The following is an 18,221-nucleotide window of genomic DNA, read 5'->3' as shown; positions in this document are numbered from 1 at the left end:
GTATGAAGATAGGTAATAAGATCGTTTGGTTGATAGGGATGCTCTTCGCGGCTGTTTCGGTAAGCGCTGCGGACATCTACGTAGGAAAAAGTGACGGAAATAAGCTTCGAGACGGTTCGATGGAGAACCCTTATAGCTCCTTGGAAGATGCGATACACCATGCGCGGGAGCTTCGTCGACTGAACGATCCTCGTATTTCTGAAGGAATCAATATTTGGATTAAAGACGGGACCTATTTTCCTGAACAAACCATTCGGCTTCGTCCGGAAGATAGCGGTACAGCAGCAAGTCCCACCCGGATACGAGCATTGGAAGGCAAAGCGGTGTTCTCCGGGGGAAGGTCGATACGCGGCTGGTCGAAATTAGGAAAACACCGGGATATTCCAACGGCTATTGCCCGACATATTTATGTTGCAGATGCCCCAAAAGTAGGTGGAAAACGGGTTAACTTCCGTCAACTATGGGTAAACAATAAAAAGGCGATTCGCGCGGAAAGTCACGGGGATATGGAACTGCCCCGTATCTTAAACTGGAACTTTGAGAAACAAACGGCCGTTATTCCGAATGTATTTGAGAAATTTCACTTTGCGGAAGGGATGGAATTTTTTATCCATCAGTGGTGGGCTGTCGCACAATTGCGTGTTAAAGATGCCATCGTGGATAAAGACAGTATAGAAATCTCCTTTTACCAACCCGAGAGCAAGATACAAAGTGAACATCCTTGGCCAAAGCCCTGGCTTTCGAAAGAATCGGGAAATTCAGCCTTTCGGTTAGTCAACGCTTTAGAATTTCTGGATAAGCCCGGTGAATGGTTTTTGGATGAGGATGCCGGAAAGGTCTACTATTATGCACGGGATGGAGAGGATATGACACATGCAGAAGTTATATTTCCCTATCTGGAAACAATTTTGGAAATAACGGGCACATTGGAAGATCCGGTTTCCCATGTACAGGTAGAAGGGTTGTCTTTTGAACATGCCGCTTGGTTTAGACCGAATACGCATGGTCATGTCGCGTTGCAGGCAGGGATGTATTTTCACGAGGCGTACAAATTGGACAAACCGGGCACACCGGATAAAGCCGGTCTGGAAAACCAAGCGTGGGTAGGGCGGCCGACCAGTGCCGTGGTACTCAAAAATACAAGTTATGTGCAGTTTCAACGATGCACGTTTAGCCATTTGGCATCGACCGGATTTGACTTTTATGCCGGCAATTTTCGCGACCGCCTGGAAGGAAACACCTTTTATGATATCGGTGGAAACGCCATACTTATCGGCAAATTTTCGGATGACCAAGTAGAGGCGCATTTACCTTACGCCCCAAAAGATGAGCGAGAAGTTACCCGTGGAGTAGCAGTACGTAATAATCTCATTCATCATACGGCAAATGAAGATTGGGGAGCAGTGGGCATAGGAGCAGGTTTTGTGCAGGGCGTGGATATTTCCCATAATGATATCAGTGATATTGCCTATTCGGGAATCAGTTTGGGCTGGGGATGGACACCAACAGTCAATGTCATGAAGAACAATACGGTGGAGCGAAACAGAATAACGCGCTACGGCAAATTTATGTATGATGTTGCAGGCATCTATACGCTTTCCGCACAGCCAGGTACCAAGATAAGGGAAAATGAGATAGACAGCATATATGTTTCACCCTATGCCCATATCCCAGACCATTGGTTTTATTTATATACCGACGAAGGATCAGCTTACATGGATGTGTCTAACAATTGGTTCCCTGAAAATAAGATTTTGAAAAATGCCAATGGCCCTGGTGTCGTATGGGAAAATAACGGCCCGGAAGCAGATAAAACGGCGTTTAATGCCGGTTTGGAGGAATCGTTTCGTGACCTGCTTAAACGGAAAGAACCAGTTAAAGAGGGCTATACGTTTAACGAATATGTTCCGTTTACGAAACCTGTTTTTGTTCAAGTGCATAACGCACAGCAAGCACTATCAAAAGAGGAACTTGCTGCATTTGCGAAAACACAAGGGATAGCGCAGCCACAAATATATGCCTGGGGAGAGTATTTGCTGTTAATGACGGATGATGAGCTGGCAAAGAAACTAACGAGTGCGATAATTGCGAATTACCCTAAGCTGTCCATCAAAATGTTTAATGACCTGTTTTATATGTTTGACCAGCAACATTGCAGTACACAAGAGGAAACGGACGATGTCGATTTTGTGATTTTGACGGCGCAATTGGTGGAAGATGAACATCAGCAAAAAGAATACTTCCAATACCATGAAAATCAGTTTGAAGAATGGCCGGAAGTGGCGGTAGGTTTTTGTAAGGCGGGTTTTCAAGAAGTGCTTTTATACCGACATGAAAGACAGTTATTGCTTTATATTTCATTTCCGAAGGGAAAAGATTTTGCAGAGATTGATGCGTTAACAACAAAAGATAATCCTAAAGTAGAAGAATGGAATAAACGCATGAGTACCTATCAAGAGGGAATTGAAGGTACGGCTGCAAACGAAACGTGGGTTTTTTATAAGAAATAAAAAAAATGGAAAAATTAAGATTAGGCATCCTTGGTCTTGGTGAAGGGAGAAGTACGATGTCTGCCGCTTTGCAAAGCGAACGCATAGAATTGGTGCAGATTTGTGATTTAAATGAAGAACTTGGCCGTAAACGTATAAAGGAATTTGATTTTCACGCGTACACACAACGTTATGAAGATTTGTTGGAAAATCCAGACATAGAGGCGATTGCTATTTATACACCGGATCATTTGCACGCAACCCATATCAAACAGGCGTTGGAACACGACAAGCATGTGATCTGTACAAAACCTTTTATCGATAATCTTGCGGATGCAAACGAACTGCTGCAACTGGCGGAACGAACAGGGAAACGCGTTTTCGTCGGGCAGAGCTCTCGTTTTTTTGAACCGATGAAAAAGCAACGTGCGGATTTTGAAGCGGGATTGATAGGAGAGTTGATTACGATTGAGGGATACTACCATGCCGATCACCGATGGTTCTTGGATAAGCCTTGGTCTTTACAATCATCGTTTAAGTGGTTATACGGCGGGCTAAGCCACCCGGTAGATTTTATCCGATGGTATTTGCCTGATATCGAGGAGGTGATGGGGTACGGAATGTTGAGTGCCAACGGTCGAAAGGGCGGTTTGCAAAATGCCGATACCATGCATTTCATATTCAAAGCTGCCGATGGCCGGGTAGCACGTGTAAGTGGTGCTTATACCGGACCCGTGCAACCTGTTACCCGCGATAGCGAAATGAGTTGTATCCTGCGCGGAACGGAAGGTTGCAGCCAGGCTGATTATATGGATTTGCGTTACGCCATCACCGATCGTACAGGAGAAGAACGCATGTTGACTTGGGAACATAAATTGAAGCACTATTTCCGCTTTGAAGGCAAAAGCCACCATGCGGGTGAGTACCAGAATTATCTAGAACATTTCGCAAAAGCGATTCATAAAAATACACCGGCATTTCCCGATATGAAAGAAGGTGTTGGCACGATTGCCCTATTGCAAGCGATGGATGAGTCGCTGACAACAGGTAAGCCGGTACGTCCAAAAGATTTGTTGACAGCATATAGCATAAACCTGTAATAAAATACATGAACAACCTACTGGACAAATTGACGATATACGATTATGTGATCGTGGTCGTGTACCTCGTTGCCTTGATTGCTATAGGGCTTCTTTCTTCCCGAAAGAAAGCGGAAGGGGAGGCACACTTCTTGGCGGGAAAATCGTTGCGTTGGTACAGCATAGGTTTTAATATGTGGGCGACGAACGTCGGCCCATCGATGTTGTTGGCATTTGCGACCGTAGGCTATACCACGGGAATCGTGGCGGTAAACTTTGATTGGTATGCATTCGTGTTTCTTTTCTTATTAGCCGTCGTCTTTGCACCTCGATATCTCGCATCCGGTGTGCGTACGCTTCCCGAGTTTATGGGTAAGCGTTATGGTCCGGGCACACAAACGATTTTAGCTTGGTACTCGCTTGTTAAAATGCTCATATCTTGGTTGTCACTGGGTTTATTTGCTGGAGGTTTTCTTGTACGGCAGATCTTAGGTATCCCGATGTGGCAATCCGTTATTGTGCTCGTCGCCTTGGCCGGACTTTTCGCCTATACGGGCGGGTTACGGACAGTGGCGAAAATCAATATTTTTCAGATGATTCTCTTGATTGGTGTCTCCGCGTTATTAACCTTTTTAGGTCTGTCGGAAATCGGTGGGATACAACCCTTATTAGATCATACACCGGATGGATATTGGTCGCTGATTAAACCCGCTAGCGATCCGGATTATCCTTGGTATGCTATTGCGTTGGGTTACCCGGTTGCTGCCATCGCGTTTTTCTGTACAGACCAAGCCATGGTGCAGTCTGTACTGGGAGCAAAAAGTCTGGAACAAGGGCAATTGGGCGTGAATTTTATCGCTTGGCTAAAAATACTCTCTTTGCCACTTTTTATTTTAACCGGTATTATCTGTTATATCCTGTTTCCGGGACTGGATGATCCAGCATTAGCTTACATGACGATGGTCACGAATCTTTTTCCGACAGGACTAAATGGTTTAGTGATAGTCGTATTAATAGCCGTATTGGTGGGCACCATCGGGTCTTCACTGAATTCGCTGAGTACCGTCTACACGATGGATATTTACTTGAAACATATTAATCCCGATGCAGACAGCCGAAAAGTGACACAGGTTGGACGCTATACAATTATTGTGGGCTGTTTCGTTTCGGTACTGATGGCTGTTGCTATCGACCAAATAAAAGGGCTCAATCTCTTTGATGTATTTCAGTCTATTTTAGGATTTATCGCTCCGCCACTTGCGGTCATCTTCCTCTTGGCCGTCTTATGGAAACGAACAAACAGAGCAGCCGTCAATACGCTATTAACTTTTGGAGCGGTATTAAGTCTCGGAACAGGCGTATGTTATCTATGGGTTTTTCCCAAAGATGTCTATGTGTTTTGGCCGCATTACCTTATGTTATCCTTTTATATTTTTGTAGCCTTATTGGTATTGGGCGTCATCATATCACTATTGGTTCCGAAGTCCGCTTATGAAAAAGAAAATGAAACGGCTTTCCGCTTTCAGATGGAGAAACCGACGACAAAAGTTAAATGTGCTTGGGGTATATTGTTTGTGGTAATGCTGGGGTTGTATATTGTTTTTAGCTAATGTATTTTAGTATATAATTTGATTAAATAGTAACATGAGAAAATATGTAATACTTGCTTTACTGCCTTTCCTCTTAACGGCTTGTGGGCAACGACAAAATAATAAAACCACGTTGTGGTCCCATAAAATGGTCGATTCACATGGTTTGGGTGATTTTTACTGCAACAGGCATCATCAGTCTAAACTGGATTCAACAGGATGGGATTATGTGTCGGGACTCGTGGCCGGCGCTGTACTGGAAACCTGGAAGCAGTATCCGGAGAAAACAGCGTATTATCAATCTGTAAAAGCTTTTGCCGATCTGAATCTAAATGAAGATGGTACGATGATTATCAATAGCAAAGGCGGATCCGCACTTCGTCCCAGCAATATTGATGATCTTCCGGCGGGTCGTATCTACTTTACGTTGTATGAAGAGGAATTGCGGAAAGGCAATACAAAGGATGCAAATCGATATCGTAATGCCGTGAATTTGATCCGAAACACATTAAAATATAACCATTCCAGAATTGCAGAAGGGTTACCGGGAGCAGGAGGTTTCTTTCATAAAGCCATTTACCCAAACCAAATGTGGCTTGATGGACTGTATATGGGGTCGCCGGTTTACGCGCAGTGGGAAAGTACATTCGGGAAAACCGATTCTGTGGAATACAACGCGAGCTGGGATGATATCGCCCTGCAATTTAAAACCATCCATCAGAAAACGTATGATGCAGAAAAGCAACTGAACTACCATGCATGGTCAGCCACTCCGGCAGACTCCAATTCTTTCTGGGCGAATCAGCAAGATCCGTTTCTAGGATGTAGTCAGGAATTTTGGGCGCGTGGCATGGGCTGGTACTTTGCAGCCCTAGTCGATGTGCTCGAATTTATGCCGAAAGATCATTCCTCTTATCCGGAAATAGTAGATATAACTAATCAGGTAGCTGCCGGACTAAAGCGTTGGCAGGATGATGGATCGGGGCTCTGGTATCAGCTGCTGCAATACGATGCCAGTACGACTGCTGATGGTAAAGGAGACAGTGTTGCCGGAGAGGTTTATAACGTAGGACATGCAGCAAATTATTTGGAGTCATCAGCCTCTTGTATTTTTACTTATGCCTATCTCAAAGGTATTCGTCTAGGGTTATTGGACAAAGCGACTTATCTCCCTGTTGCGGAAAAAGCCTATCAAGGTATATTGGAAACATTTATACGGGAACAGCAGGATGGTTCAAAAATTGATATTGCACAAATTTGTGCTTCTGCTGGATTAGGTCCCGCCAAAGATCCATCCCGTACAGGAACAATCAACTATTATCTTGCCGGCAAGGATGTCACGGTTGTTGAAAATGAAGGAAAAGCCATAGGAACGTTTATCCTCGCTTCTCTTGAGTATGAACAAATGAATGGTGTTATCCGTTAAGACAGAGACGCCAGTCCGAGATTGCTCTCGACTTCCTTTTTACAGGTGAGCAGTGTTTGGATAATATAATCGTGTGAAGGTTCGTTTTCATCTTCTAGCGTGAGTAGCTTAGAGACAGTAAGACAAGCGTTAATACCTGATGAGGTGTGGCCTATGGGTACAGAAAAATCAACAATTCCTTGTGCATACGAACTGGGCATTTCGGTGTAGCCCTGCTTATTGATATATATGAGTTCTTTTTGGAAATCTCTTTTTTGGGCTTTGGATAATTTTTGATAGCTGAGATCTTGATTCAATAGCTGTTCTCTGCTGTTGTCATCCAATGAGCTAAGCAATGTCTTTCCTGAAGCTGTAGTCAAAATATTGTATAAATTCCCCTCCTCAATCATCACGGCTATTGGACGGGGGCTTTTGCTGTAGGCAACTACCAATACCTTGTCATTGAACAATACCGAAAGATGACAAGGTTGCTCTATAGCAGCAGAGGTCTGCCTCATTGGTTGCAATGCTGCAGAACGCAGTTTTTCTACTAAAGAATGCCGGTGGGATAGATAATAAAGTTTAAGTGTGAGAGAATATTTCGAAGAAATGATGTCGCGCTGTATGTATCCCCGGCTTTCTAACGAAGCAAGCATACGATAAATCTCGTTCGGACTTTTGTCCAAGCCAACAGCAATTTCCGATTGCGATTGCGCAGTAGGTTGGAGTGCGAGGTATTCGATGATGGCTAACCCTTTTTCAAGAGCCGGTGCTTTGTACTTATTTGCAGACATATACTATATGATTGACCACTGATGGTGTTAAAGATAAAAAAAAGTATAACAAGCTTCTCCCTAACCAAAATAATAGTTATAAACAACTTCACAGTTAAGCTTGATTTTAAACATATAATCCAGAGTTAAGACGTATTTTTTTCGGGTATGTAAGTGGCATAAAAAAGAGAAGCCGAAAATATGATTTTTTCCGAATAGAAAGACGTGATTTATTTTTACATACGAATATTATATTTATATTTGAATATTATAAATCAAATTTTCCGATACGTTTAGTATCGAGAAGCAAGGGGAAGTAAAAAATTATAAACAGTTTTAATTATGGGAAGATCAACAAAAAGATGGCTCTTGTGCGCAACCTGCTCAACAGCTTTATTCTTTGCTTTTCCAGCGATCAGTAAGACACCAGTACCGATGGAACATGCACAAGACTTTATTAGAGTCAGTGGGCAGGTACTATCGTCTTCGGGAGGAGCGATCGGGGGAGCAACTATTCGTTATGGAGAATCGGAAACCTCCGCGGATCAAAATGGACGATTTACGATTCAATTAGGTAAACCGGGGAATGTCGTTTTCTCGGCTATCGGTCATGTCTCTAAGACGGTATCAGTGACGGCAGATACAGAATTAACTGTCGTATTGGAAGCGGACGGTACGGCGTTGGATGAAGTCGTCGTGGTGGGATATGGCGTGCAGCGTAGATCTAATGTTTCGGGATCTCTGGCTACGGTAGACGGTAAGACGCTTAACGAACGGCCGGTACCGAACGCTGCTAACATGTTGCAGGGTAGGATTCCGGGATTGCAGGTAACCCAACCTTCGGGCGAGCCGGGTAGAGATAACCCAAACTTGTTAATTCGGGGACGGGGCACTTTTGGAGGAAGCTCTGCACCACTAGTATTAATTGATGGCGTTGCGGGTTCATTGACCACCCTGTCGCCAGATGATATTGAGAATGTGACTGTCTTAAAAGACGCGTCTTCCGCGGCGATATATGGATCCAGAGCAGCGAATGGCGTTATTTTGGTTACCACGAAAAGCGGAAAGAGAGGCGCTACAGAGGTCAGCTACCGTGTGAATGTCGGTCGGCATACTCCCACAGCTTTGCCAGATTTTATAACGAATTCAGTTGAGTATATGGAAATGTATAACGAAGCTGCATTTCGATCCGGAATTACGTTTAGATATGAACCGGAATGGATTGATGCCTATCGAAATGCAACCGACCGTGAACAATACCCAAATTTTGATGCGGTTGATTACTATATTAATCCCGCGACGACACACAACCATAACCTGTCGATCAGTGGCGGCGGCGAGAAAAATACATTTAACCTTTCTTTGGGTTATTTGGATCAGAAAGCGATGATTAAGGGCTATGACTTTAAACGTTATAATGCATTGTTGAACTATACAAATGAACTCTCCGATTATGTGAAGGTGGGAACGGTTGTCAACGCGACCTATCGTGATAGGCAGGAACCACCGTTTACAGGTGAAAATATGGCATTGGCGATTTATGCATCGGGGCCGTTGTATGGTCCGTTTTTACCGGATGGAAGCGGAAGAGTGGTTTCTAGAGCGTATCAACAAGAAGGGCGAAACCGTAATCCACAGGAGTATTATGCTATGGGAAACCAGTTTACGAAGGATTACAATGTTAATGCACAAGCCTTTATTGACGTGAAACCGTTTAAAGATTTGGTATGGACGACGAAATTTGCCTTGAATTATGAGGATCAGTTTTACAAAATGCATCAGGTACCTTATGATGCCTACTTATCGCAGGAACGCGACGAGGAGACCGGTGACTATATACGTTCAACGTTTGGGCCTGATGTTTTAGGGGTGACCGATCAATATAGTAAAGCGTTAACCCCAACGATTTATTCTGTTTTGAATTATAATACCCAGTTTGGAAATGATCATAATTTCTCAGCCTTAGCAGGTTATGAACAGGTATCCTATAGTATCCAAAGCCTGCGTGGACGTCGGACAAATACCGTGTATCCGGATTTAACAGATCTTAGAGGTTATCTGCCTACAGGTGAGACACTATATTTTAACTTCCCTCGTCTACCGGGTTTGATAAACCCTTCGGAATGGGCTTTGCAATCGTTTTTTGGTCGTGTAGGCTATAATTATAAAGAGAAATATTTCTTGGAATCCAACCTGCGTTACGACGGAACGTCCAAAGTGTCGCCCGAATATCGTTGGGGCGTGTTCCCCTCTTTCTCGGGAGCATGGTTAGCGTCTAAAGAGGACTTTGTCCAATCAGCGTTGCCGTGGGTATCTGAATTGAAATTACGGACATCGTATGGTATTTTGGGTAATCAGGATATCGGTACGTATTTATATCAGAATAACCTGGATATCCAGGACATCTATTATTCGTTTGATAATGAGGAACTGAGTTCTGGAGCAGTAGTCAATGTTTTCCGCGACCAAAGTTTGCGTTGGGAATCAACGAGTATATTTAACGTAGGATTTGATTTTGCGTTGAAAAATCGACTTTTGGAAGTCAACTTTGATTGGTTTAATAAAACAGCTTACAATATCTTGGCAGAACAACCCGTTCCGGCAAGCTTAGGGTTAGGAAAACCGACAACCAATGATGGAAAAATGCGTAATAAGGGTATTGAGCTCGTTTTAGCGCATCACAACCGTATCGGTGAGGTTTCTTATAGCGTAAATGGTATGATTTCCACAGCTCGCAACGAATTATTACATATTCGCGTACCGGAGTATGGAACGCGTATAAAAGAAGTGGGGCAACCATATGATGCGCATTACCTTTGGGTATGGGATGGGATTTTTCAAGAGGGTGATGTTCAGGGGGTCAATGTGCCCATACATGATGCACGACCAGAATCGAAGCCCGGGGATCTGAAAATGAAAGATATTAACGGGGATGGAATCGTGAATGCAGACGATCGGGTTGTTGTGGATGGTGCCTATCCAAAATATATGTACTCCTTTGGGCTCAATATGGGGTATAAAAACTTCAATTTAAGCGCGTTTTTCCAGGGAGTTGAAGGTTTAAAGAATAGGGTGGAAAATTGGGGTATTGATCCCTTTATGCAAGGAACGCCTCCTACGACAGAGTGGCGGAATGCCTGGACGCCGGAGAATAGAAGCAATGAACTTCCGGGCATCTATGTTGCAGGCTACCCTGGCGTAGCAGCTTATAAAGGATCTACTTATTATTTACGTGATGCTTCTTATTTACGATTGAAAAACATCATGCTTTCCTACGATTTTCCATTAAACTGGGTACAGTCGGCAAAATTGAAAGGTGCACAGATTTATTTCTCGGCAGACAATCTTTTCACAATCACGGATTATAAGGGTGCGGATCCGGAACGTTCGCAGACGAATGGGAACTTTGCGCAATATCCGCAGGCCAAGATTTTTAATATTGGGGCTAATATCCGGTTTTAGTCACCTAAAGAAGTATTCACTCAAATGAACTTTACCATGAAAGGTTTTAAAATATTAACATTAGCAACTGTTGCTTCTTTTGTATTATTAGGAGTAAGCTGTAATAAAGATTTTCTGGATAAAAACCCACCAAATAGTGTGTCTGGTGAGATTTTTTGGACGAGCCAAAAAGATGTGGAAACAGCGTTAGCAGGTGTATATTACCGTCTGCAGGAGAATTTTTTGGGATATGAACGGGTATATATGGATGCGTTGACCGATAATGCTTTTGCAGATCCTGGGATTACCAATCAATCAAATTTGACACAGATGGCCATCGGCGGGATTTCTCCAGTTTTAGGAGGTGCGTTGGCAAACCTGTATAGCACACCTTATAAATTAATATCCAGTGCCAATTATTTTCTAGATAACGTGGATAAGGCAAACCTTGACGAACAGACGGTTAGCGTATATAAAGGCGAAGTTCGATTTTTACGTGCATTGGCGTATTTTGATCTCGTACAAACTTTTGGTGGCGTAGTGGTCTACCGCAACTTCTTGTCGAAATTGGAAGATGCACGTATTGCGAAGTCCTCCGAGGAAGAAGTGTACGCCTTTATCCATGAAGATTTGGATTTCGCTATTAGCCATTTGCCATCGACGGCCTATAAAGGACACGCGGTTAAAGGTAGTGCACAAGGGATCAAAGCCCGTGTGTATATGACACAACAAAAATGGCCGGAGGCTCGTGCCTTGTTGGGGAATATTATAGCTGATAACGTATTTTCATTAGCAGATAACTATGGAGATCTATTTACAACAGATGGACAAGCAAAAGCTTCGGTGAACCGAGAGATTATGTTTGCAACCCAATATCTGGCGCCGAATAGCGTACATCGTCTTCGTCCGGGAGCAGGTGGACTAGACATCGAACTGGGTTGGTTTGCCTTGATACAGCCTTATAAAAATCTTGTAGATGACTATGAAATGCGAGATGGTAAACGTCCCGAGGAATCAGACCTATACAATGCCGGCAATCCATATCAAGATAGAGATCCCAGACTCTACGCAACCGTAAGGTTACCTGGTGATATATGGCGGAATCCGATCACAGGTGAAACGGGTGAAATCTATAATTCGTATACGGGATTTCATACAAAAAAATGGGTAGATTTGCGTCGTATACCATTTACAACCGGAACGGCAACGCAATCGGATCAAGACTATATACATCTTCGTTATGCCGATATTTTGTTGATGTATGCCGAGGCCGTTAACGAATTAGATGGACCAACAGGTGAGGTGTACAATCAGCTCAATCTAATACGCGGAAGAGCAGGGGTGAGTTTACCAGATGTCGACCGTTCCAAATACGATTCGAAAGATAAATTGCGGGATTATATCCGTCATGAACGACGCATTGAATTAGCATTGGAAGGACATCGGTACAACGATTTAAAACGTTGGAAAATAGCACATACGCTATTGCCGACATTGAAAACCCCGTCGGGAGACGCCTATGTGTTTAGGGAGCATAATTATCGATTACCGTTTAGTATCACCGAGTTAGATAATAACCCGCAATTGAGACAGAACGAAGGTTATAATTAGTCTTTGCTGTTCTAAAAAGAAAAAAACAATAATTTTAATACATGAAGAAAGAGAAAATCCAACTGAAAGGGATTACATGGGGGCATACGAGAGGATTTGTGCCGATGGTGGCGACAGCGCAGCGTTATGAAGAGTTACATCCGGAAATCGAAATCGTTTGGAAGAAGCGTACATTGCAAGAGTTTGCGGACAAGTCGGTTACGGATTTGGCGAAAGAATATGACCTGATGGTTATCGACCACCCGTGGACAGGTCACGCCGCCGCACAAAAAATGGTGATTCCTTTTGATGATTTTTTACCGGAGACATTTTTGGCGGATCAGCGGGAAAACAGTGTAGGAGAATCGTATGCGAGCTATAACTTTGAAGGAAAACAGTGGGCACTACCTATTGACGCGGCGACGCCCGTAGCAGCAAGTCGCCCGGATATTTTGCAAGAACTGGGTATTTCACTTCCCCGTACTTTTGATGACCTTTTAGCACTGGCGCAAAAAGGACGTGTTGGATTTTCTTTGTTACCCATTGATGTATTAATGAGTTTTTACATGTTCTGCTGTTCATCGGGCGAAGCTCCTTGTCAGAACGAAGAGCAAGTTGTGCGTGAAGAAACGGGAGTAACGGTATTGAAACTTTTCAAGTCGCTTGCCGACCATATCGACGAACGTTTTTATACCAAAAATCCGTTTAAGGTATTTGAAGAGATGACCCAGCATGACGAGATTGCTTATTGTCCGTTTGCGTATGGTTATTCCAACTATTCCAGACAGGGATATGCACGCAGACTGTTGCATTTCCATGATTTGGTAGCTTTGGAACCAAATGATGAACCGATGACAAGTACATTGGGCGGAGCGGGTTTAGCGGTCTCTTCGCAGAGCAAACATATCGATATTGCGGTAGATTATGCCCGTTTTGTAGCATCGCCGGAAATACAGGAAACTTTATATCTGGAAAATGGTGGACAGCCCGGACATTTACGTGCCTGGAAAAGTGCGCAGGTCAATGTATTGACCGCGAATTACTTTACAAATACGTTACCTGCTTTGGAACGGGCATATCTACGTCCGAGATATGATGGACACCTCCATTTTCAAGATCACGCCGGAGATGTCGTAGTTGATTATTTAAAAAATGGTGGAAATGAAAGGGTGGTGTTGAACGAATTGAACGGTATGTATCGGGAATCATTAGCATGGGAAGGAGCTCATGGATAACAAACCTTTAGCTGGATTACTAGTATTGGAGTTCTCCCAATTCATGGCAGGACCCACCGCAGGATTACGTTTAGCGGACCTGGGCGCCCGTGTCGTTAAAGTTGAACGCCCGGGTAAGGGCGAGGGCGGACGACAGATTGCCATTAAAAATATTTTTGTTGACGAGAGTAGCTTGGTGTTTCATACGATAAACCGAAATAAGGAATCATATGCGGCCGATTTAAAAAATGAACAGGATTTGGCGGATATCAAAGCGTTGATAAAAAAAGCAGATGTCATTACGCATAATTTCCGACCCGGTGTGATGGAAAAAATCGGACTGGATTACGAAAGTGTGAAAGTACTCAATCCGAAGATTATTTACGCAACGGTAACGGGCTACGGAAACGAAGGGCCTTGGGCCAAAAAGCCGGGACAGGATTTATTGGTACAATCGCTTTCTGGACTTTCCTGGCTATCGGGAAGTGATAAAGATGGTCCGGTGCCTTTTGGTCTGGCAGTCGTGGATATGTATTGTGCTACCCACGTCACCCAGGGAATACTGGCGGCGTTGTTAAAACGTTCGCAAACAGGAGAAAGTGTTCTGGTAGAGGTGAGTTTGTTGGAATCAGCTTTGGATATGCAGTTTGAGGTGTTGACCACTCATTTTAATGACGGAAGGAAACTACCCCAACGATCAGGTGTTCGCGGTGGAGGGCATGCGTATTTAAGCGCGCCTTATGGATTGTATAAGACAGCGGATGGATATTTGGCGTTGGCGATGGGCGATGTACAAAAAATAGCCAGCATGATAGGGCTATCCGATGAACGATACCAAGATGCATCTGCTTGGTTTTCGCAAAGAGACCAGATACTGGGGGATTTTGGAGAAGCGTTGTGTCAGAAGCGTACCGATGAATGGGTGAAGCTACTGGAAAGCGAAGGAATTTGGTGTGGACGGGTGCAGGACTACAAGACTTTTTTTCATGAAGACGGTTTTGCGCAAACGGCGATGTTGCAGGAAGTTAGCTTGCAAGATGGAACAGCGCTACAGACCACCCGTAGCGTGTATGGTATTGACGGACAGTATTTATACGCGGATAAACCGGCGCCGAAAGTAGGGCAGGATAATAAAACAATTGAGAAGGATTATTTAAGAAGTTAATATGTTGCCGTTAGCAGGTTTTACAGTAGTAGATTTTAGTCAATTCCTATCGGGACCATTGGCAAGCCTTCGCTTGGCAGATCTTGGTGCCCGGGTTATCAAGATAGAGAAGCCCGGAACAGGTGATATATGCCGGCAGTTATATACATCGGAAACCGTTTTAAATGGTACATCCACGGTTTTTCATGCGATTAACCGCAATAAGGAAAGCATTGTACTCGACATGAAGAACGAAACCGATTGCCGTGTAATCCGCGATTTGCTGGCGAAAGCCGATGTGGTCATGCATAATTTCCGTCCGGGTGTGATGGAGCGTTTGGGATTTGATTATACACGTGTGCGGGAAATCAACCCTACGGTGATTTACGGAGAGATTTCGGGTTATGGTAAAGAGGGCGTTTGGGCGGGCAGACCCGGACAGGATCTGTTGTTGCAATCCCTCACGGGTATGACCTGGCTGAGTGGCGATGCGAAGAACGGACCTGTTCCTATGGGACTATCCATTGTGGATATGTTTGCCGGAGCGAACCTATGTAGCGGTATACTAGCTTGTTTATATCGCCGTGCTATACAGAAAATGGGTGCACACGTCCATGTCAGTATGCTTGACTCCGCCGTCGATATACAGTTTGAAACGGTTACGACCTATTTTCGGGATGGTCAATTATTGCCGCAACGGAGTGAAGTGAGTAATGCCCATGCTTATTTGGCGGCACCGTATGGCGTGTATCGCACGAAAGACGGCTTTTTAGCTTTGGCGATGGGTTCAATTCCATTCTTAGGGAAACTGTTGGACTGTCCGGCATTGGAAGATTATGCGGACGGTGAACAGGCGTTTAAAGAACGGGACGCCATCAAAACGATTTTGATACAGCACTTGGCAAACCAACCGACGTCCCATTGGCTTGGCATTTTGGAAGCCGCTGATATATGGTGTGCGGATGTGCTGGACTGGAACCGATTGACGGCACATGACGGTTTTAAAGTATTGGATATGGTACAGAAAGTAACTATGGGAGATGGATTCACGTATGAAACAACCCGTTGTCCGATCCGCATAGACGGCGAATTACTAATATCCAAAAAAGGCTCACCGAAATTAGGAGAGCATACGGACAAAATATGGGAGGAGTTATATGGATAAATTACGTTTTGCCGTCCGGAAATTTGATCCTTTTGAAAGCGCGTTGGAAAAGTGTTGGGCAGCCTATAAATCCCTGCATCCTTCGGATGTAGAGATGGAATTTGTACCGTTGGATCTGGAGCAGTTAACAGATGCGTTCTTCGAAAAAGATGGGCTTTATAACGGCGACTGGGATATCGTACATATCAATACGGATTGGATAACCCGTGCTTACGAAACACAGGGTTTGCTTGCATTAAACGACTTCCTGCAAGCACACCCGCCGGAAGATTACGGTAACGCCTGGTCGGATAGCTTAACCAGCTTGCAAAATTTTGACGGGCGTATATATGGACTTCCTTTTCATGATGGGCCTGAATGCTTGGTCGTACGGAAAGATTTATTTGAAAAGGAGGATGAGCAAGTCCGTTTTCGCGCGCGCTATGGAAAAGCTCTGGAACTTCCGAAAACCTGGGACGATTTTTTGGCTGTTGCCGAATTCTTTACCCGACCGGAGGAAAATTTATACGGTACTATATTTGCCGGATATCCCGATGGGCATAATGCCGTATTTGATTTTTGTATACAGCTATGGTCCCGGGGTGGTGAACTTTCCTATGGCGATAAAGCTGTTAACTTAGATCAGCCTATAGCCGTGGAAGCGTTGGATTTCTACAGATCTTTATTTCGAAATCCATCCGGCCTGCACCCAAAATCGGTTGCTTACGAATCCGTGCAGGCAGGTCAGGCTTTTGCCCGTGGAGAAGTGGCGATGATGGTCAACTGGTTTGGTTTTGCTTCATGGGCACAGATTGATAGCGCATCGGCTGTCAAAGGAAAAGTAGATGTTACACCCATTCCGGCGGTTATAAAGGGCATGTCGCCCTCGCTGAACGTCTACTGGCTATATGCTATTGCGCAGGGCAGCCGTCATAAAGCATTAGCGTACGATTTTATTCGATTTGCCGTGAGCAAGACGAACGATAAGTTGTTGACCTTAGCAGGTGGAGTGGGATGCCGTTACTCGACATGGCACGATGCCGAAATCAATCAATCTATTCCTTTTTATAACAAACTTGCTCAACTGCATCAAACGGCACGTACATTGCCGAGATTGGCCAACTGGACGGAGATTGCACATATCATAGATGATACGGTCACGGCCGCGGTTCAAAGTGAAAAAAGCAGTGCGATCTTGCTAACAGAAGCCCAGGAAAAAATAAACACATGGATATGATATCTATTGATTATAAAACGATTTTGCCACAAACGTCTTTGCCCATCATCATTATTGGGGCAGGAGGGATTGTGAAAGATGCCCACTTACCGGCATACCGTAAAGCAGGATTCAACATACATGGGATTGTGAACCGTACAAAAGCTAAAGCCGAGGCATTGGCTCAGGAGTTCGCTATTCCATACGTTTACGATTCCGTTGCTGATGCGGTAGCACAAGCGCCCGAAAATGCGGTATATGATATTACGATCATGCCCAACAAATTCATCGAGACGTTGGAAGCGCTGCCCGATGGTGCCGCCGTGTTGATTCAAAAACCAATGGGTGATTACTATCCCGAAAGTGAGGCCATTTTGGAAGTTTGCCAACGGAAAGGTTTAGTGGCAGCGATCAATTGCCAGCTCCGGCAAGCACCTTTTGTGAACGCGGCTCGTTGGCTAATCGAACAGGGTCATATTGGTGATCTCTATGATATGGAAGTACGTGTAAACGTACATACACCTTGGCAGCTGTTTCCCCATGTGATGGTACATCCCCGCTTGGAGATTCTTTATCATAGTGTGCATTATATTGATTTAATCCGCTCGTTTTTAGGGAACCCACAATCGGTATATGCCAAAACATTGAAACATCCAGCAAAAGATTTATCATCGAGTAGAACGACGCTCTTATTTGATTATGGCGATACGTTGCACGCGGTCGTTAATACCAACCATGACCACGATTTTGGTCCGGGGCACCAGGAAAGCTATATCAAATGGGAAGGCACCAAAGGTGCGATAAAAGCGACGATGGGGCTACTAATGGACTATCCGCATGGTGTTCCCGACGTATTTGAATACTGTATTAAACCGGAAGATGGCAGTACGCCCGAATGGGTGAAATTCCCCATTGAAGGCACCTGGTTTCCCGATGCGTTTATCGGGAGCATGGGTAGCCTGATGCGCTATAAATTAGGAGAAATAGCGGTGCTGCCAGCTGCCGTAGAAGACGTTATCGATACGATGGCGGTTGTGGAAGCAGCCTATAAGAGCAACGAAGCCGGAGGGCAAGCCATCGATTACAGAGAACAAGGATAAAAAAACATAGACCTTTAGATAATTACAAAAAACAAAC

The 18,221-nt window shown here is 44.3% G+C and carries 12 protein-coding genes; 11 read left to right on the top strand and 1 reads right to left on the bottom strand.

Going from position 1 to position 18,221, the window contains the following annotated elements; all coding sequences use genetic code 11:
* Positions 1-2: 2 nt before the first annotated feature.
* From H8B21_RS02980 to H8B21_RS02965, 4 genes are read left to right on the top strand one after another with little or no spacing between them, the layout of a single operon-like run.
* Positions 3-2,510, top strand: coding sequence for an L-rhamnose mutarotase (locus H8B21_RS02980; RefSeq protein WP_190312283.1), 2,508 nt, complete (start codon positions 3-5; stop codon positions 2,508-2,510).
* A 5-nt stretch (positions 2,511-2,515) separates the two neighbouring features.
* On the top strand, positions 2,516-3,589 hold the full coding sequence (locus H8B21_RS02975) for a Gfo/Idh/MocA family protein (protein WP_190312282.1): 1,074 nt from the start codon (positions 2,516-2,518) through the stop codon (positions 3,587-3,589).
* An 8-nt stretch (positions 3,590-3,597) separates the two neighbouring features.
* Entirely contained in the window at positions 3,598-5,178 is a 1,581-nt protein-coding gene (locus tag H8B21_RS02970; RefSeq protein WP_190312281.1) for a sodium:solute symporter family transporter, read from the top strand.
* A gap of 34 nt (positions 5,179-5,212) precedes the next feature.
* Positions 5,213-6,583: a glycoside hydrolase family 88/105 protein gene (locus H8B21_RS02965; RefSeq protein WP_190312280.1), complete on the top strand. Its 1,371-nt coding sequence runs from the start codon at positions 5,213-5,215 to the stop codon at positions 6,581-6,583.
* Here H8B21_RS02965 and H8B21_RS02960 read toward each other — a convergent pair.
* Positions 6,580-7,356, bottom strand: a complete 777-nt coding sequence (locus H8B21_RS02960) for an IclR family transcriptional regulator (RefSeq protein ID WP_190312279.1) — start codon at positions 7,354-7,356, stop codon at positions 6,580-6,582. The two genes, H8B21_RS02965 and H8B21_RS02960, sit on opposite strands and share 4 nt — an antisense overlap.
* A gap of 321 nt (positions 7,357-7,677) precedes the next feature.
* On the opposite strand from H8B21_RS02960, the gene H8B21_RS02955 reads away from it, so the two are divergent.
* From H8B21_RS02955 to H8B21_RS02925, 7 genes are read left to right on the top strand one after another with little or no spacing between them, the layout of a single operon-like run.
* Complete coding sequence (locus H8B21_RS02955) at positions 7,678-10,797, top strand: SusC/RagA family TonB-linked outer membrane protein (protein WP_190312278.1); 3,120 nt, start codon at positions 7,678-7,680, stop codon at positions 10,795-10,797.
* 36 nt (positions 10,798-10,833) lie between these two features.
* Positions 10,834-12,387 (top strand): RagB/SusD family nutrient uptake outer membrane protein, encoded by a 1,554-nt coding sequence (locus H8B21_RS02950; RefSeq protein WP_190312277.1) that lies wholly within the window; start codon positions 10,834-10,836, stop codon positions 12,385-12,387.
* A 41-nt stretch (positions 12,388-12,428) separates the two neighbouring features.
* Complete coding sequence (locus H8B21_RS02945) at positions 12,429-13,601, top strand: ABC transporter substrate-binding protein (protein ID WP_190312276.1); 1,173 nt, start codon at positions 12,429-12,431, stop codon at positions 13,599-13,601.
* On the top strand, positions 13,594-14,745 hold the full coding sequence (locus H8B21_RS02940; protein WP_190312275.1) for a CaiB/BaiF CoA transferase family protein: 1,152 nt from the start codon (positions 13,594-13,596) through the stop codon (positions 14,743-14,745). Before H8B21_RS02945 ends, H8B21_RS02940 begins: the two co-directional genes overlap by 8 nt.
* A 1-nt stretch (position 14,746) precedes the next feature.
* Positions 14,747-15,889 (top strand): CaiB/BaiF CoA transferase family protein, encoded by a 1,143-nt coding sequence (locus H8B21_RS02935; RefSeq protein ID WP_190312274.1) that lies wholly within the window; start codon positions 14,747-14,749, stop codon positions 15,887-15,889.
* A complete protein-coding gene (locus H8B21_RS02930; protein ID WP_190312273.1) occupies positions 15,882-17,105 on the top strand; it encodes an extracellular solute-binding protein in 1,224 nt (407 codons plus the stop codon). The genes H8B21_RS02935 and H8B21_RS02930 overlap by 8 nt, the downstream gene beginning before the upstream one ends.
* The gene (locus H8B21_RS02925) at positions 17,096-18,184 is read left to right on the top strand and encodes a Gfo/Idh/MocA family protein (RefSeq protein WP_223814802.1); all 1,089 of its coding nucleotides are present in this window, start codon (positions 17,096-17,098) and stop codon (positions 18,182-18,184) included. The genes H8B21_RS02930 and H8B21_RS02925 overlap by 10 nt, the downstream gene beginning before the upstream one ends.
* Positions 18,185-18,221 lie beyond the last annotated feature (37 nt).

This window comes from Sphingobacterium chuzhouense (assembly GCF_014692525.1).
Taxonomy (GTDB): Bacteria; Bacteroidota; Bacteroidia; order Sphingobacteriales; family Sphingobacteriaceae; genus Sphingobacterium; species Sphingobacterium chuzhouense.
This window is presented reverse-complemented; position numbering and strand designations above follow the sequence as displayed.

Coding starts and splice junctions, on each gene's coding strand:
- H8B21_RS02955 (WP_190312278.1), top strand. CDS start 7,678: ATGGGAAGATCAACAAAAAGATGGCTCTTGTGCGCAACCTGCTCAACA.
- H8B21_RS02945 (WP_190312276.1), top strand. CDS start 12,429: ATGAAGAAAGAGAAAATCCAACTGAAAGGGATTACATGGGGGCATACG.
- H8B21_RS02965 (WP_190312280.1), top strand. CDS start 5,213: ATGAGAAAATATGTAATACTTGCTTTACTGCCTTTCCTCTTAACGGCT.
- H8B21_RS02975 (WP_190312282.1), top strand. CDS start 2,516: ATGGAAAAATTAAGATTAGGCATCCTTGGTCTTGGTGAAGGGAGAAGT.
- H8B21_RS02930 (WP_190312273.1), top strand. CDS start 15,882: ATGGATAAATTACGTTTTGCCGTCCGGAAATTTGATCCTTTTGAAAGC.
- H8B21_RS02980 (WP_190312283.1), top strand. CDS start 3: ATGAAGATAGGTAATAAGATCGTTTGGTTGATAGGGATGCTCTTCGCG.
- H8B21_RS02950 (WP_190312277.1), top strand. CDS start 10,834: ATGAAAGGTTTTAAAATATTAACATTAGCAACTGTTGCTTCTTTTGTA.
- H8B21_RS02960 (WP_190312279.1), bottom strand. CDS start 7,356: ATGTCTGCAAATAAGTACAAAGCACCGGCTCTTGAAAAAGGGTTAGCC.
- H8B21_RS02940 (WP_190312275.1), top strand. CDS start 13,594: ATGGATAACAAACCTTTAGCTGGATTACTAGTATTGGAGTTCTCCCAA.
- H8B21_RS02970 (WP_190312281.1), top strand. CDS start 3,598: ATGAACAACCTACTGGACAAATTGACGATATACGATTATGTGATCGTG.
- H8B21_RS02935 (WP_190312274.1), top strand. CDS start 14,747: ATGTTGCCGTTAGCAGGTTTTACAGTAGTAGATTTTAGTCAATTCCTA.
- H8B21_RS02925 (WP_223814802.1), top strand. CDS start 17,096: ATGGATATGATATCTATTGATTATAAAACGATTTTGCCACAAACGTCT.